Below are 14,584 nucleotides of genomic sequence, written 5' to 3'. Positions count from 1 at the left end.
AAATAGGAAAATTTCGAATAATAAGATACAATAAAACTGTTCTGTGACATTAGAAAGGGGATGGGAATGATGAGGGAAATGGCCCTCGGCCTTGCCGCCTCATTCTTCTTTGCTGTTACATTCATATTGAACCGCTCAATGGAGCTGGCGGGTGGAAGCTGGACGTGGAGCTCGTCACTTCGTTTTTTCTTTATGGTTCCGCTGTTGTTTGTCATTCTTCTTGCCCGCCGCAATCTCGGTCCGGTTTGGCGCGACATGAAGCGCCATCCATGGACATGGATCGTCTGGGGGACGGTCGGATTCGGCTTGTTTTACGCGCCGCTCACCTACGCGGCTGCCTACGGGCCGGGGTGGCTTGTGGCTGGGACATGGCAGTGCACGATTGTGGCTGGCGTTCTGCTTAGCCCGCTGTTTACAGAACAAATCGAAACGCAAAACGGAACTGTGTCCGTGCGCCGCCCGATTGAAAAACAGGCGCTTTTCATTTCATTTTTTATTTTGCTCGGCGTCGTTCTGATCCAGTTCCAGCAAGCAGGCCATCTCACATTGGGAAGAAATCGCATTGGGGATCTTTCCCGTGCTGATGGCCGCGTTTGCGTACCCGCTTGGCAACCGGAAAATGATCGAACATTGCGCCGGACGGCTTGATGCGTTTCAACGCGTATGGGGGATGACGATGGCCAGTCTGCCGTTTTGGCTGATTGTCGCGTTGATGGGCTGGCTGACATCAGGGGTGCCGTCGGCGGGGCAAACGATGCAGTCGTTCATCGTGGCCATGAGTTCCGGGGTCATTGCGACGACGTTGTTTTTTATTGCTACCGATCGGGCAAAAGGGAACGAACGGAAACTGGCCGCTGTGGAAGCGACGCAGTCCGCGGAAGTCATGTTTGCCGTCATCGGCGAAGCGCTGTTCTTGTCCGCTCCGCTTCCAAACGGATGGGCGTTCGTTGGTTTGGCCGTCATCATCATCGGGATTTGCTGGCATAGTTTCGAATCGACAAGGACGGTCAAACACCCGTCGCTGCCGATTTCAACAGCTCGGCGTCTCAAGCGCATAGGGGGAGAACGATGAGAATCATCGTGTGCATCCTGCTTGTCTGCCAGACGCTTATCATCTGCGCTTGGATCAGCGATTGGCGTCAGCTTGTCACCCCGGCGGGCCTTTTCATGTGGGGGGGCGGAATCGCGATCGGCCTTGCTGTTCTTCGGGCGGGGCGGGGCCTATCGCCAAGATGGCGAGGGGCGCTGAAGATCACGACGGCGGGAGTCATCTTGCTTGCTGTGATGTCGCTGGTCATTGAATGGGCTGTTCGTTCGATGCCGTAATCAAAATGGATATGGAAAGCCCATACGGTTGATCAAGGCTTTCCTTGCGGGCCTACGAGGAATGCGCCTTTCGAATGAAGCGAGCCCCCTGCCTGAGGCGCAAGGGGGCTGCTAACGGCCTTGATGGGCGGAATTGAACAGCTCCGGCGCTAAGCGGCGGCCAACAGCGTACATGATCGGCGCGCCGAGTGCCATAACGACAAATTCGCCGATGGCCGTCGTCAGCCATGTGAGCCAAAACGGAAAGCCGAGCGCGAGTTTTAGTTCAAGGGCGATGAGACCCATCGTAACGGTAAACGACAACGTATTGACCGCCATACGCGCCCAAACGTTCTTGATATAGCGCATGGAAACGATCGTGATCAGAAGCGCCAGCACCGACTGGCCGACGCCGAATACGAGGTCATACGCAACAATCGGCGAGAAAAATAAATTGGCGAAAAAGACACCAAGCACGATGCCAATGGCGTATGTTTGGTGAAATACGACGAGGTGGTTCAATAGTTCTGATACGCGAAACTGAATATTCGTAAAGCCAAACGGCTGAATGAGCGCCGTCACCGCGATGTACACGGCGGCGATCAAACCGTTGGTCGCCATCGTTCGAACGTTGTGTGAGTAAAATATTTGTGGGTGACATTCCGAAATGATCCCCGACGAGGGTTGCGAACTTTTGTTCGCGACGCTCGTCGGGGCCACCAAGCGAAGCGCGGTAGAAAAAAGCAAATGTCATGCAAAAAGGACTCTCTCCCTGCTATGATGGTGATTGTCAACATCAACCGAAAACAGGAGGGAGAGAGTCCATGAAACATCTTACCACAGAATGGCCTTTATTAAAAGAGCTGGAGGAACAATTAGTCAGAACTCTTCAAAAGGTGTTCGCTGTCTTGTTGGCGGCCCTTTTGGAGGAGATTGATCAACAACTGGCGGAAGCGCGGGACAAGCGCCGGTATCAGCTGAAAGACAAACGGCCGACCACGATCCAAACGCTGTTTGGAGAAGTGACGTTTCGACGGAACTACTACTATGACCGGCAAACGGGGAACTATACCTTCTTGCTGGATGCCGAATTAGGCTTTGATGGGGCGCAGTCGATCAGCCCTTGCCTCGAGGAAACGGCGGTCGAGTTGGCCGTAGAGTGCTCTTCCTACCGCAAAGCGGCCCGTACGTTGGAGTCGATCGTGGGGTATGCGGTCATGAGCCACGAGGCGATTCGCCAACTGGTGCTGGAGGCCCCTGTCTCGCTGCACCACCCTGTTTCCCAACGGCACGGCCGAGTGCTGTTTGTGGAGGCGGATGGGCTGTTCATTTCCCGCCAGGGGAAAGGGAAACGGGCGAAAGAAGAGAAAATCCTGGCGGTTCACGAGGGATGGAGACGAAACGGCTCGCAGCTTGAGCTCGTGAACCGGCGCCACTACCTCCATGAAGGGGCGGGAGACGTGTGGGAACGGTTTGAAGAGTGGCTGATGAACGAATATGCCTATGATCCGTGCCGGGACCTTTTGATCATCAACGGCGACGCGGCATCCTGGATTACGGCCTGCCGGGAGTATTTTGGGAAGCGGGCGTGCTTTCAGCTGGATCGGTTCCATGTGGCGCGGGAGCTTCGTCAGTGTCTGTCCGGCCACCCGCGTTGGCGGGAGGTGCGGAAGAAGCTGGCGAAACAAGACGAAGAGGGGCTTCTCGTGGAGCTGAACAGCGCGGTCGGCACGTTGGAGGACGAAGCGAAAGAGAAGCAGATGGCTGCCATGATCCGCCGGATCGAGTCGATGCCGGGATGCATCCGGGACTATCGGGAGTGGCTGTCGGAGCAAGGGGTGGAGACGACCGGCATGCGTCCGATGGGCCACGCCGAGAGCGTGATGAGCCGGTTTGCGCATCGGGTGAAATCCCGCCGCAGCTGGAAAGACCAAGGGCTTCGGGCGTTTCTGAGGGCGATGGCGGCCCGAATCGACGGGATTTGGCGGAGAAATGGGCAGTTGGTGGAGGAAGAAGAGACCCGAACGGCGGCCTCGGCCTCAACAAAGTCCAAGCGGATCGAACAGGCCAAACGGAAGGCCGGACGGTTATGGGCAGATGTGGTGCGTCAGAATCTACCGTGTCTGCAGCGGTCATCCGGGACACCGATCCATCAAGCGTTGTCGGCGCTCCGGGATGGTGGTTGGATGTAAAAAAATGGAATATCGTATCATCGCCTCAAGATGAGGGATGAGAGTCCGAAAGCGCTTACGATATTAATTCCTGAAAATGGTTCGCTAACTAGTGATTGACAACGCCCGTAGTGAACCGAAAAAATGTTCTCCACAAAGTCTTGACTGACTCTCGAACGTTCATCATCTTCTCTCCTCTCGTGAATGATGATATGATTGTAGCATGACCATCTCGTGAACGAAAGGAGCAGAATCCATGACTGCAAAGAATCGACGGGCAGGAGACCGACGCGGCTCCGTCTTTGAGGTCGGGATCACGGCACTTCGCCTTGGCTTGACGTCGTTTGGCGGTCCGGTGGCCCATCTTGGCTATTTTTATGAAGAGTACGTGAAACGAAAAAAATGGATCGACGACAAAACGTACGCCGACCTCGTCGCTCTTTGCCAATTTCTCCCTGGCCCGGCCAGCAGCCAGGTCGGCATCGGCATCGGGCTGATGCGCGCCGGCGTCTGGGGGGCGCTGGCGGCTTGGCTTGGGTTTACATTGCCGTCGGCGGTTGCGCTTAGTTTGGTTGCCGTCTGGCTGCAACATGCTTCTTTGGGAGAGGCGGGCTGGATGCACGGCTTGCTGTTGGCGGCTGTCGCGGTCGTCGCTCAGGCGGTATGGGAGATGGCGCGCAAATTCGCTGCCGGCCGCCTTGAGGCAACGCTTGCGGTCGCAGCGGCGATCGCCGTGCTTCTCATGCCGGGGGCATGGAGCCAAGTGACGGTGATTGCCATCGCAGGGGCCATCGGCGCGATCGGACGGCGAAAAACACTCGAACCGTCTTTGGTGGGCATCCCTCCTTTTATTCGTCGTTCCACCGGTTTTCTGTTGCTTTCCTTGTTTGCCGTGCTGCTTGTCGCGCTGCCGCTTGCCCGCGCTTGGGTTCATTCGCCGCTTTGGGCGCTGTTTGACAGCTTTTACCGCGCCGGGGCACTCGTGTTTGGCGGTGGGCATGTCGTGCTGCCGCTTTTGGAAGCGGAAGTGGTGCCGCAAGGGTGGGTCACCGCCGATCAATTTTTAGCCGGTTACAGCGCCGCGCAAGCCGTTCCGGGGCCGCTGTTTACGTTTGCTGCGTACATCGGAATGGCTGCGTTCGGTTGGAAAGGCACGCTCGTGGCTACGGCAGCGATTTTTCTTCCGTCCTTTTTGCTTGTGCTCGGCGCTTTTCCGTTTTGGCACTGGCTTCGCCGTCAGCCGCGCTTCCAAGCGGCGCTTGCCGGCATTAACGCCGCTGTCGTCGGGATTTTGCTCGCGGCGCTGTATGATCCGATTTGGACAAAAGCGGTGAACGAGCTGGCCGATTTCGCGTTTGTCCTCGTCGCCTTTCTTTTGCTTGCCGTTTGGAAGTGGCCGGCGTGGGCGGTTGTTCTTGTTTCCTTCGTCGGCGGGTGGCTTCGCGCGTTGTTCGGTTAATGTTTGATGCCTAGCGGGCAGGCGTTTGGGTGTATTTCCTCATCCTCCTGCGAGCAGATAATCTTGTCACAACAGACATATGTAAGTAGATTTTCAGCTCGACTAGCAGCAAAGCCAGCCATGTGCTGACGGCCAAATGGATGACCGCCCAGGACAGATGAATTTCTGTCGCAACGGTGACTATCCCGATCACCGCTTGCAGCAGCCCGACCGCTGCCGCCAAAAGGAGGCGCCGTTCCAGCGGGCGCCCCCAGCGGCGCCTATGGGCAACAAACGCTGTCCAAATGGTATACAACACCGTAGCGGCAGCAGCGGTTCGATGAGCGGTTTGCCACATTTGGGCTCCGCTCGATGGCCATGCTTGTTCCCCGCATGTCAGCCATCCGCATGCCAGACCGTAATGTTGATGTTTCACGTATGCGCCAAGCAGTAACGTAGCTGCCAATAAGAACAAAAGAACATGGATATGCCGCTTCGCCTCTGTTCCAATAGTTGTCCGGCCGACTGGTTGATGCATCTGTGGAGAGCGCTGGATGTTCCGCCAAATCCAAAGAAGGCAGCCTAAAAAGAGAAACGCGATGAAGAAATGAATCGTGACAATGATAGGTGGAAGGTCAAACCAAACGACGAGAGCTCCAAGCATCATTTGCAACGCAAGCAAAACAGCGGCGACCGCTGAAACGAAACGGTTTGTCCCGCTTCGGGAAGAGCGCCATAAGCGAAGGCAGAGCACCCCGGTCAACAGCGCGAGCAAAGCGCCGATCAATCGATGGGCGTACTCGACCAGCGTCGCTCCTTTTAACACCGGGATGAGCATCCCGTTGCAAAGCGGCCAGTCAGGGCCGCACCCCATCCCTGAGTTTGAGGAAGCTACATATCCGCCGAATACAATGAGAACGTATGTCGTACATAGCGTCCAAAAAGCCAACGATTTCATCTTCATCCCTCCTAATGCCATTTCTCCCATTATAGCAAGTCCATTGCCGTATAACTGTGTTCCCCATCACAAGAGACAGATGAAGTGGTTATGGATGACGATGGCTTTAGCGGCCGGGATGGCTGTCTCCGTACAGGCAGGAGTGAACGGCGGCCTCGGCAAGCGGGTTGGTGTGTTGGAAGGGGCGTTCGTGTCATTTTTAATCGGAACGATCGTCTTATTTTTAGTGCAATTGTTTTTAGGCAAGGGAGAATTGCTTGCCATGTTTTCTGTGCCGAAATGGCAGCTGACGGGCGGCATTCTCGGCGCCTTTTATGTGTTTGTCATGGTGCTCATCGTTCCGAAAGTCGGCGTCGCCAATTCATTGGCGGCGGTGATCGCCGGCCAGCTCGTGATGAGTTCGATCATTGATCACTTCGGGTTATTCGGCGGACAGCGCATTCCGTTTGACATGACGCGCCTCGCTGCTATAGCCTGTTTGTTTTTGGCGCTTTGGCTTTTTTTTCGCAAATGAACTACAGGACCGGCCAAGTTGGTTTCGTTTTCCGTGAACTGCTCATACTAACAACAGCATGATCGACTTGGCGGCCGCGCAACAGGCGCTAAAGACCGCACAGGCTCAATATCCATTTCTTTCTCGGCAAGCTCGCGAACTGGCTGCTTTTCTCTCGAAAATAAAAAACGAAACGAACATCGATGAACTGATTCGCTTGTTGAAACAAGATCCTCGGGCGAAAGGGGCGTTTTTAGCTCACCCGGTTGACGTCAAAACGTTCCGCCTTTTCCCGCTGCCGAACTATGGTTCAGGCATGAATCCATTTTACACGGTGCTGGCCATATGGGTAGGATGTTTGTTGCTTGTTTCCGTCTTGTCGACCGATCCTTCTTCGTTTTCGGAAGCGAATGAGCGGGAAAGATATGCCGGACGGCTGTTGACCTTTTGGACGCTGAATGCTTTGCAGGCGATGATCGTGACAGCTGGAGCGGCTTTCATCTTGCCGAATATTTTCGTCCGTGAGCCGGGATGGTTCATGACGTTCGGCCTTTTGTGCAGCTTTGTCTTTATGGCGGTGGTTTTTTCGCTTGTTTCCTTGTTCGGCAATGTGGGAAAAGCGATGGCGATTGTGTTGCTCGTCTTGCAAATTGCCGGAGCGGGAGGAACGTATCCCGTTGAGCTGATTCCTCCGTTCTTTCAGTAATTAAACCCTTGGCTGCCGTTTACCTATGCCATTGATGTCATGCGCGAGGCGGTCGGCGGGGTCGTATGGGAAAATGTTGAGCATGATGTCAAGCGGCTTCTCTTGTTTGCCGTTGCCGCCCTTTTGGCCGGACTTTTGTTGAAAGGCTCATTAAACCCATGGATGCGCGTGCTGAAGGAAAAAGCTGTTCAAAGTGGTTTGTTTCATTGAAAATTGTCTGTTCTCTTTATGAAAGCATCTGCTACAATAGGGACGGGAGCGTTGCTCCATTTTCAATTGCCCCGTGGGAAAGGCGCCCTAAAGCACTGTCCACTATTCCGTTTGCACGATGGGAGGGCGCTCCTTGCAGGGAAAAGGGGAGAGAATCATGACGATCCGTCGACTGCTTGGTTTTGCGCTCATTTTTTTGGCGATTTCGATGTTTATCGAGCAAATTTGGTGGGTCGGGGGAATTTGTTTCTTGATTGGGGTTGGAATGGCCACCAAAAGTCCAATCGATCGAAAGTGGAGGAAAAAGAGCATATATGGTAAACATCGAGAATGATATGAATCAAACAAGGGTTAGACAGCATGATGTGAAGTTGATGAAAAAGGCAGAACAGTTTATCACAGTAAGCTATCGAGAGCTTGGAAAAAGTGAGAAAGAAATGAAGCGGCGGTTGAACGAAATCCGTTGGGAAGTGGAACAAACCGGCACATATAGCCATACGTACGAAGAGTTAAGCTATGGGGCGAAGATGGCTTGGCGCCACAGCAACCGTTGCATCGGCCGCTTGTTTTGGCAATCGCTCCATGTCATCGATGCGCGAGAAGCGGTCACCGAGGAAGAGGTGTTTTCGTATCTATTCCATCATATTGAGGTTGCAACCAATGGCGGGAAAATCCGACCGACGATCACGATCTTCCGTCCCAATGGGGAAGTGCGCATTTGGAATCATCAACTGATTCGTTATGCCGGTTATGAAACCGAAGAAGGGATTATCGGCGACTCATCCTCCCTCACGTTCACCCGCGCCTGTGAACAGCTTGGGTGGAAGGGGGAGAAAACGCCTTTTGACGTGTTGCCCTTGGTGATCCAGGTAGGCGGCCAGAAGCCTGTTTGGACGCCGATCCCTAAAGAATTGGTGCTTGAGGTGCCCATTGAACATCCGGAGTTTCCGTGGTTTCGCGATCTGCAGTTAAAATGGTACGCGGTCCCGATTATTTCAGATATGTGTCTCGAAATTGGCGGCATTCGCTATATGGCAGCACCGTTTAACGGGTGGTACATGGGTACGGAGATTGGAGCCCGCAATTTTGCCGATGATTATCGCTACAACATGCTTCCGAAAGTGGCCTCTTGCATGGGGCTTGACACCAACTCCAACGCATCATTATGGAAAGACAAGGCGTTGGTCGAATTGAATATCGCTGTTTTGTATTCCTACAAAAAGGCGGGCGTCAGCATCGTTGACCATCATACCGCCGCGCGCCAATTTCAGTTGTTTGAACAGCAAGAGAAAGCAGCCGGCCGCCATGTCACCGGCGATTGGACATGGCTGATTCCGCCTCTTTCTCCGGCGACAACGCACATTTTTCACCGAACGTATGACAACACGACCATGTTGCCCAACTTTTTCTATCAGGACCGTCCATACGAACAACAAAGGGGAGAGGAACAGTGACCGTCATCATCCGCATGCGCGATGTGTCATGGGCAAGAGGAGAGCGCACGATTTTGCGCGATATAAACTGGGAAGTAAAAGAAGGCGAGCAATGGGCGATTCTTGGCCTAAACGGCTCCGGGAAAACATCGCTTCTCAATATCGTCACCGGCTATCAGTACCCGACGCGTGGGGATGTTGAAGTATTGGGCTATCGGTTTGGACAGGCGAGTCTGCCGGAGTTGCGACGTCATATTGGGTTTGTGAGCAGCTCGCTCCTTGATCAATTTCACGACACGCTGCAAACCGAGACGGTTGAAGATGTCATCCTCAGCGGCAAGTTTGCGACGATTGGCCTGTATGATGCTGTTACCGACGATGACTGGGCTAGGGCGGAATCGTTCATCGAATCGTTCCGCCTCGAAGCCATCAAAGGAAAACGGTATGCGACGCTGTCACAAGGGGAAAAGCGAAAAACGTTGATCGCCCGGGCGCTGATGACGAATCCGAAGCTGCTGATCTTGGACGAGCCGACCGTTGGCCTAGACTTATTGGCGCGTGAAGAAGTGCTTTCCTTGATCGAACAGGTCGTGTCCCGTCCGTGCCATGTATTATACGTCACCCACTATATTGAAGAGATTGTGGGATCGATCACCCATGTGCTGCTCTTGCAAGACGGACGCATTGCCGCCGCTGGGCGAAAAGAGGATGTGCTGACCGATGAGCGGCTTTCAGCGGCGTTTCGCCTCCATATGCGCGTTCATTGGGAGAACGGGCGGCCGTGGGCGTCTGTGCGCCGCTGAGCCGGCCGATTCCTCCACCGCTAGGAGGTTGGTGATTTAGTACAAAATAATGGTAGCTCCACCTGTTTCTCAATTTTCAACCCGCATAGCGCCATCAACGCATAGAGGATGTCCGCCAAACAGCGTGACATCCTCTTTTGTGGCTCGACGTTTCAAAACGCCCGGTCAACGGGCGGAAAATCGATATCGTCCGCTTGTTGGCGGCCGTCAGCGGGCGTGATTTCAATGACCGGCAGCCGTCCGTTTTCAAAGCCGTGGGCGATATCGCGAATCGGACTCATTTCATCGGGAACGCCGATTCCCGGGGTATAGCGCGGTAGGTTGGAAGCGGCGCTGCGTTCTTCCCAAGGTTCTCTCATGAACAAACACCTCCGTATTCTCAGTATGGCCGTTTGGAGAGGCGATACAAATGGAAAAAGCCTCCTTTCCCTTCCGCCGCAACAGGAGAAACTTCTTGATCAAGTCAATAAAAATGTTTCGAATATTCGAAATACATTGTATAATAAAAGTAATGACATACCAACCGGTTGGTATACAGTGTTTTGAAAACGGATTCATCCGGAAGAAAAGGAAAGGCGGGAGAACGTGAGGCTGAACGGAAAATCTGCGATTGTCACCGGCGGGGGTAGCGGCATCGGCCGGGCGACAGCGGTGCGGTTTGCAGAGGAAGGCGCAAAAGTGGCGGTAAGCGACATCGATGAGGCAGGAGGGGAAGAAACGGTTCGGCGGATTCGGGAAAAAGGAGGTGAGGCGATTTTTGTCAAGGCCGATGTTTCCGACTCGGGGCAAGTAAAGCAGCTCGTGCAAACGGCCGTGGAGGCGTTCGGCGGCCTGCATATTCTCTTTAACAATGCCGGCATCGGCCATTCGGAAGTGCGGAGCACCGACTTGTCCGAGGAAGAGTGGGACCGGGTCATCGATGTCAACTTAAAAGGAGTGTTTTTAGGCATCAAATATGCCGTGCCAGCGTTGAAGGAATCCGGTGGCGGTGCGATTGTCAATACATCGAGCTTGCTTGGGATTAAAGGAAAAAAATACGAGTCGGCGTACAACGCTTCGAAAGCCGGAGTCATTTTGTTAACGAAAAATGCGGCGCTTGAATACGGCAAGTTCAATATTCGCGTCAACGCCATCGCGCCGGGCGTCATTGATACGAACATCATCACGCCATGGAAACAAGACGCGCGCAAGTGGCCGATCATCTCGAAAGCGAACGCCCTCGGCCGCATCGGCACGCCGGAGGAAGTAGCGAATGCGGTGTTGTTTTTGGCGTCCGACGAGGCATCGTTTATCACCGGGGCAACGTTGTCGGTCGACGGCGGCGGACTGACGTTTTAGCTTGCTTGATGTGATAAAAACAAAAACAAAGAGGGAGGGGACGCGATGCGCTTTTCCAATGCAGTGGCAGTTGTCACCGGCGGGGGCAGCGGCATCGGCCGAGCGACGGCCATTCGGCTGGCGCAGGAAGGGGCGACGGTCATTCTTGTCGGCCGCACGGCGGCGAAACTCGAAACAACCGCTCAAACGATCGAACGGATGGAAGGAGCCGGAAAGGCAGAGGTGTTTGTCGCGGATGTCACCAACCGGGAGCAAGTGAAAGGACTGGCCGACTATGTGCGCCGCCAGCATGGCGATCTGCATGTGCTGGTCAACAATGCCGGCATTTCGACCCATACGAAATGGCTTGAGCTCACCGAACAAGAGTGGGATGATGTGCAGCGGGTCAATATCAAAAGCGTCTTTCTTGTCTCACAAACGCTCGCTCCGCTGATGATCGAAGGGGCAAAACGCGAGCGCGCCAATCGGGCGATTGTGAACGTAGCGTCATTGTCCGGCCATCAGGCCGGGGCGGAAATTCCGCATTACAGCGCCGCCAAAGCCGGCGTGATTAACTTGACGAAGTCGCTCGCCTTGGAGCTGGCGCCGTATGGCATTCGCGTCAATTCCGTTTCGCCTGGCTTTGTCGAGACGCCGCTTACCGAGCGCGGACTGCAAAATGAGCGGTTTGTGAAAGCCATCGAGCGCAATACCGCCTTAGGCCGGGTGGGGGCGCCGGAAGAGATCGCCAACGTCATTGCGTTTCTTGCCTCTTCGGAAGCGTCGTACATGACGGGCTCTGATGTGCTGGTCGATGGCGGTTGGCTCATTAAGTAGCGGTCATGCTTCGATGAATTTGCGAAAAGAAGGGCGGCGTCAAAAATTGGATGAAAGCTCCATGCAACCGGCTCCGTTGAGCACGAGGGGGCTGACGAGAGCCGAATTCGCTTTTCCCAAACTTATCAAAAGGCGACAAGAAGAAAAAAGGAAAGGGAGAGGAAGATGGAAACCGCGCATTTGCTTGTGGAACAATCGGGAGCGATCCTATGGTTGACCTTAAATCGTCCGGAGCGGCTCAATGCCTTCAGTCCGGAGATGATCGCCGGGTTGACTCGTGAAATCGAACGCGCCACCGCGGACGATGCCGTTCGGGCGATCGTTCTATCCGGCGCCGGCCGGGCATTCAGCGCCGGCGGGGATGTAAAAACGATGGGGCAATCAAGCGCCTCGCAGGCGTATGAGCATATCGGCCGACTGAATCGGCTCATTCTGACTATGCAACGATGCGAAAAACCGATCATGGCCGCGGTGCACGGATTCGCTGCCGGGGCGGGATTTAACCTCGCGCTGGCGTGTGATTTGATCCTCGCGGCCGAAGACAGTCAATTCATTTTGAGCTTTGCGAAAGTCGGCCTTGTCTCCGACGGTGGCGGGTCGTATTGGCTCCCGCGGCTTGTCGGTCCGCATTTGGCGAAACAGTTTTTCTTCACCGCCGATCCGATTCCAGCCCGTCGCCTGTATGAATTGGGCGTCCTAAGCGAGGTCGTCCCAGCTGAGAAACTGCGCGAGGCGACAGAATCGCTCGCCTCGAAGCTGGCGTGCGGGCCCACGAAAGCCATCGGAAAACAAAAACGGCTGATTGAGCACGCGCTGACCGCGACACTTGAGGAGATTCTCGAAGAAGAGCGTCTCGTTCAAGGGCTGATGGTGGAAACCGAAGACCATCGCGAAGGGGTGGCGGCGTTTAAAGAGAAACGGAGCCCGGTGTTCCAAGGAAAATAAGCGAGCGGCAGTGCCAAAAGAGCGCTGCGCCCTGTTTCTCCATCAGCGGGAGACGGGGCGTATTTTGTTTTCACTTCGCCTCAAATGAAACATGGGGCTGACCCAAAAGGGTAATTTTCTTTAACAAAACACAACATATTGTTTCTTAATGATTGTTTTATACCTATTGTTTCTTAATGATTGTTTTATACCTATATACGGTAATGAGAAAGGGTGTCTCAATCCTTTTGGGACACCCTCTGGTTGGTCGGGGAACGGTGCGATCAAGCGTCAAAGCGCCCCTGCTTGATTCCGGATGGGTTCTGCGAGCAACTGATCCACGTCGTCGATCAACTCGTCAACATGGTCATACGGCGCATCCAGCTGCAGCATTTTCCGCAAGATCCTGCGGGCGTTCGAGGATAAGTCAAGTTCTTCTTCCCAGCTTTTTTCCTCGTCACTTATCGGTTCATAGGCAGAATACAATAAAAACAAGGTGAAGTGTCCAAGGGCATAGAAATCGCTTCGTGGATGCGGTTTGCGCCGCAGCCGCTTTTCCAGCGGGTCGTCATCGCGGAAATCCACCGGTTCGCCGATGCGGCAGGCCAAGCCGAAATCGATGATCGCCACCGTTCCATCGCGCCAAATGATGTTCGGGATGCGCAAATCGCGATGGACGATGCCGAAAGCATGGACGTGCCGGACGACCTCAAGCACCTCCTTTAACAATCGAAACGCCTCTTGTTCCGTGTACTTGGCTTCCAGCTTGAAAATCCGGTCTTCCACTGTTTCTCCGTCGATATACTCCATCACGAGATGCGGCTGTCCGCGCTCCACAAACCGATCATACAGCCTCGGAATTTGCGGGTGGCGCAGGCGGGCGAGCACGTCAGCTTCGCGCCGAAGCAAGCGGCGGCCGTCTTCTCCTTTTGTCCGCCGCGCTTGTTTGATGACGACAAGACGGCCTGTCAGGTGATCGCACCCTTTGTAGGCGATGCCGTAGCTTCCCATCCCGAACTCTTCGATGACTTCATAGCGGCCATGAAGTATAGTTCCGTTCCGATGCGGCCGGTCAAACCAGCGGGCGATGAGCGGATGGCGTTCGAACAAACGTTTCATCAGCTGCCGAAGAAGCTCGAGAAGAAACTGCCGCTGTGATGTTTCTTTTTGTAATGGTGATGGCCGTACTGGGACGGGTGCTGATGCGGATAGTACTTCGGGCCGTAATGATGGTAATCGCTGCTGCTATAATGCTTTTTATAGTGCGACGAGTGATGGTGCTGCCCCAAAAGCGCCTTTAACAACTTCTTGAACATCTTGATCGCTCCTTTATGGTAGATTTATTTATATATACGGATATATATACGGAACAACAAAAAGAAGGTTTCGGATTCTTCAAAGAGATCAATCAACCGCCAGCGTTGCAGCTCCTGGCGGTTGATAGCGATTACTCTTTTTTTTCAAGCGCTTGTTTGAGCAGCTCCCCTAAACTCGTGCCAAACGATTCGTTGGCCGGGCTGTATTTTTTGAGAAGCGACCGTTCGCTGCCTTTTGCGGCGATGCGTTTGGTCTCGTCCGCTTTTTCGACAATATTGCACGGGCGGCATTGGAAATACATCCCTGCTTTTCCTTCATGCATTTCCATGCGCCGGTGGCATTGCGGACAGCGGCGGTTCGACAGTTTCGGGTCGCGCCGGCGGCGGTAGCGGCACGCTAAGTTCGAGCAGACAAGCATCCGTCCGTCTTTCGTTTTCCGCTCTTTTAAAAGCGCGCCGCATTCTGGGCATGTGAGATTTGTGAGGTTTGGCGCTTTGTATACCTGCTCGCTCTGCTTGATTTCGGCGACAAGCGTTTCGGTTTGCCGGCGGATGTTGGCCAAAAATTGTTGTGGATTTCCTTTCCCGCGGGCGATCGCCTCCAGCTCCCGCTCCCAGCGGGCGGTCAATTCCGGCGATTTCAGCTCTTCATCGTCTTTGGCGAGGAGACCCC

General features: G+C 54.3%; 15 protein-coding genes and 2 pseudogenes. 11 read left to right on the top strand and 6 right to left on the bottom strand.

All coding sequences use genetic code 11. The annotated features are described in order from the left end of the window. Positions 1-69 precede the first annotated feature (69 nt). Both CD000_RS06885 and CD000_RS06880 read left to right on the top strand, forming a co-directional pair. Positions 70-1,072 (top strand): annotated as a pseudogene (locus tag CD000_RS06885) (DMT family transporter). After that, entirely contained in the window at positions 1,069-1,326 is a 258-nt protein-coding gene (locus CD000_RS06880; RefSeq protein ID WP_096225307.1) for a hypothetical protein, read from the top strand. Before CD000_RS06885 ends, CD000_RS06880 begins: the two are co-directional and overlap by 4 nt. 111 nt (positions 1,327-1,437) lie before the next feature. Here the strand turns inward: CD000_RS06880 and CD000_RS06875 are convergent, their stop codons facing one another. Beyond that, entirely contained in the window at positions 1,438-1,926 is a 489-nt protein-coding gene (locus CD000_RS06875) for a QueT transporter family protein (protein ID WP_096226252.1), read from the bottom strand. Between the two features lie 203 nt (positions 1,927-2,129). Between CD000_RS06875 and CD000_RS06870 the strand changes: the two genes are divergently transcribed. Continuing rightward, positions 2,130-3,497 (top strand): ISLre2-like element ISGsp3 family transposase, encoded by a 1,368-nt coding sequence (locus CD000_RS06870; RefSeq protein WP_096225306.1) that lies wholly within the window; start codon positions 2,130-2,132, stop codon positions 3,495-3,497. A gap of 235 nt (positions 3,498-3,732) precedes the next feature. Further along, positions 3,733-4,935 (top strand): chromate efflux transporter, encoded by a 1,203-nt coding sequence (chrA, locus tag CD000_RS06865; RefSeq protein WP_063165943.1) that lies wholly within the window; start codon positions 3,733-3,735, stop codon positions 4,933-4,935. 10 nt (positions 4,936-4,945) lie between these two features. Here the strand turns inward: chrA and CD000_RS06860 are convergent, their stop codons facing one another. Beyond that, the gene (locus CD000_RS06860; protein WP_233130409.1) at positions 4,946-5,872 is read right to left on the bottom strand and encodes a COX15/CtaA family protein; all 927 of its coding nucleotides are present in this window, start codon (positions 5,870-5,872) and stop codon (positions 4,946-4,948) included. Positions 5,873-5,951: 79 nt separating this feature from the next. On the opposite strand from CD000_RS06860, the gene CD000_RS06855 reads away from it, so the two are divergent. The 4 genes from CD000_RS06855 to CD000_RS06835 all read left to right on the top strand — a co-directional run bounded on the left by CD000_RS06855 (position 5,952) and on the right by CD000_RS06835 (position 9,517). Then, on the top strand, positions 5,952-6,386 hold the full coding sequence (locus CD000_RS06855; RefSeq protein ID WP_096225304.1) for a DMT family transporter: 435 nt from the start codon (positions 5,952-5,954) through the stop codon (positions 6,384-6,386). A gap of 67 nt (positions 6,387-6,453) precedes the next feature. Then, on the top strand, positions 6,454-7,071 hold the full coding sequence (locus CD000_RS06850; RefSeq protein ID WP_233130408.1) for a YhgE/Pip family protein: 618 nt from the start codon (positions 6,454-6,456) through the stop codon (positions 7,069-7,071). A 524-nt stretch (positions 7,072-7,595) separates the two neighbouring features. Continuing rightward, positions 7,596-8,735 (top strand): nitric oxide synthase oxygenase, encoded by a 1,140-nt coding sequence (locus tag CD000_RS06840; protein ID WP_369806546.1) that lies wholly within the window; start codon positions 7,596-7,598, stop codon positions 8,733-8,735. Continuing rightward, the gene (locus CD000_RS06835; protein ID WP_096225303.1) at positions 8,732-9,517 is read left to right on the top strand and encodes an ABC transporter ATP-binding protein; all 786 of its coding nucleotides are present in this window, start codon (positions 8,732-8,734) and stop codon (positions 9,515-9,517) included. The genes CD000_RS06840 and CD000_RS06835 overlap by 4 nt, the downstream gene beginning before the upstream one ends. A 152-nt stretch (positions 9,518-9,669) precedes the next feature. Here CD000_RS06835 and CD000_RS06830 read toward each other — a convergent pair whose 3' ends face one another. After that, positions 9,670-9,876 (bottom strand): hypothetical protein, encoded by a 207-nt coding sequence (locus CD000_RS06830; RefSeq protein ID WP_096225302.1) that lies wholly within the window; start codon positions 9,874-9,876, stop codon positions 9,670-9,672. Positions 9,877-10,102: 226 nt separating this feature from the next. Here CD000_RS06830 and CD000_RS06820 point away from each other — a divergent pair, with 226 nt between their 5' ends. The 3 genes from CD000_RS06820 to CD000_RS06810 all read left to right on the top strand — a co-directional run bounded on the left by CD000_RS06820 (position 10,103) and on the right by CD000_RS06810 (position 12,616). Next, on the top strand, positions 10,103-10,855 hold the full coding sequence (locus tag CD000_RS06820) for an SDR family NAD(P)-dependent oxidoreductase (protein WP_081133038.1): 753 nt from the start codon (positions 10,103-10,105) through the stop codon (positions 10,853-10,855). Between the two features lie 45 nt (positions 10,856-10,900). Further along, positions 10,901-11,671 (top strand): SDR family NAD(P)-dependent oxidoreductase, encoded by a 771-nt coding sequence (locus CD000_RS06815; RefSeq protein ID WP_096225300.1) that lies wholly within the window; start codon positions 10,901-10,903, stop codon positions 11,669-11,671. Between the two features lie 165 nt (positions 11,672-11,836). Beyond that, positions 11,837-12,616 (top strand): enoyl-CoA hydratase/isomerase family protein, encoded by a 780-nt coding sequence (locus tag CD000_RS06810; RefSeq protein WP_096225299.1) that lies wholly within the window; start codon positions 11,837-11,839, stop codon positions 12,614-12,616. 270 nt (positions 12,617-12,886) lie between these two features. Here the strand turns inward: CD000_RS06810 and CD000_RS06805 are convergent, their stop codons facing one another. The 3 genes and pseudogenes from CD000_RS06805 to CD000_RS06795 all read right to left on the bottom strand — a co-directional run. Next, on the bottom strand, positions 12,887-13,714 hold the full coding sequence (locus CD000_RS06805; protein WP_096225298.1) for a serine/threonine protein kinase: 828 nt from the start codon (positions 13,712-13,714) through the stop codon (positions 12,887-12,889). Beyond that, complete coding sequence (locus CD000_RS06800) at positions 13,714-13,911, bottom strand: hypothetical protein (RefSeq protein WP_023634675.1); 198 nt, start codon at positions 13,909-13,911, stop codon at positions 13,714-13,716. Before CD000_RS06800 ends, CD000_RS06805 begins: the two co-directional genes overlap by 1 nt. Positions 13,912-14,042: 131 nt before the next feature. Beyond that, positions 14,043-14,564, bottom strand: a pseudogene (locus CD000_RS06795) (topoisomerase DNA-binding C4 zinc finger domain-containing protein); the annotation flags it as partial. Positions 14,565-14,584: the final 20 nt, after the last annotated feature.

The sequence above is a fragment of the Geobacillus sp. FJAT-46040 genome (assembly GCF_002335725.1).
In the GTDB taxonomy this organism is placed as follows: Bacteria; Bacillota; Bacilli; order Bacillales; family Anoxybacillaceae; genus Geobacillus; species Geobacillus thermoleovorans.
The sequence above is the reverse complement of the archived record's forward strand: the minus strand, read 5'-3'. Positions and strand labels throughout refer to the sequence as shown.

What these genes read in the sequence shown, in the direction of transcription:
- CD000_RS06880 (WP_096225307.1), top strand. Translation starts at nt 1,069, where the DNA reads ATGAGAATCATCGTGTGCATCCTGCTTGTCTGCCAGACGCTTATCATC.
- CD000_RS06875 (WP_096226252.1), bottom strand. Translation starts at nt 1,926, where the DNA reads ATGGCGACCAACGGTTTGATCGCCGCCGTGTACATCGCGGTGACGGCG.
- CD000_RS06870 (WP_096225306.1), top strand. Translation starts at nt 2,130, where the DNA reads ATGAAACATCTTACCACAGAATGGCCTTTATTAAAAGAGCTGGAGGAA.
- chrA (WP_063165943.1), top strand. Translation starts at nt 3,733, where the DNA reads ATGACTGCAAAGAATCGACGGGCAGGAGACCGACGCGGCTCCGTCTTT.
- CD000_RS06860 (WP_233130409.1), bottom strand. Translation starts at nt 5,872, where the DNA reads ATGAAATCGTTGGCTTTTTGGACGCTATGTACGACATACGTTCTCATT.
- CD000_RS06855 (WP_096225304.1), top strand. Translation starts at nt 5,952, where the DNA reads ATGAAGTGGTTATGGATGACGATGGCTTTAGCGGCCGGGATGGCTGTC.
- CD000_RS06840 (WP_369806546.1), top strand. Translation starts at nt 7,596, where the DNA reads ATGGTAAACATCGAGAATGATATGAATCAAACAAGGGTTAGACAGCAT.
- CD000_RS06830 (WP_096225302.1), bottom strand. Translation starts at nt 9,876, where the DNA reads ATGAGAGAACCTTGGGAAGAACGCAGCGCCGCTTCCAACCTACCGCGC.
- CD000_RS06815 (WP_096225300.1), top strand. Translation starts at nt 10,901, where the DNA reads ATGCGCTTTTCCAATGCAGTGGCAGTTGTCACCGGCGGGGGCAGCGGC.
- CD000_RS06810 (WP_096225299.1), top strand. Translation starts at nt 11,837, where the DNA reads ATGGAAACCGCGCATTTGCTTGTGGAACAATCGGGAGCGATCCTATGG.
- CD000_RS06805 (WP_096225298.1), bottom strand. Translation starts at nt 13,714, where the DNA reads ATGAAACGTTTGTTCGAACGCCATCCGCTCATCGCCCGCTGGTTTGAC.
- CD000_RS06800 (WP_023634675.1), bottom strand. Translation starts at nt 13,911, where the DNA reads ATGTTCAAGAAGTTGTTAAAGGCGCTTTTGGGGCAGCACCATCACTCG.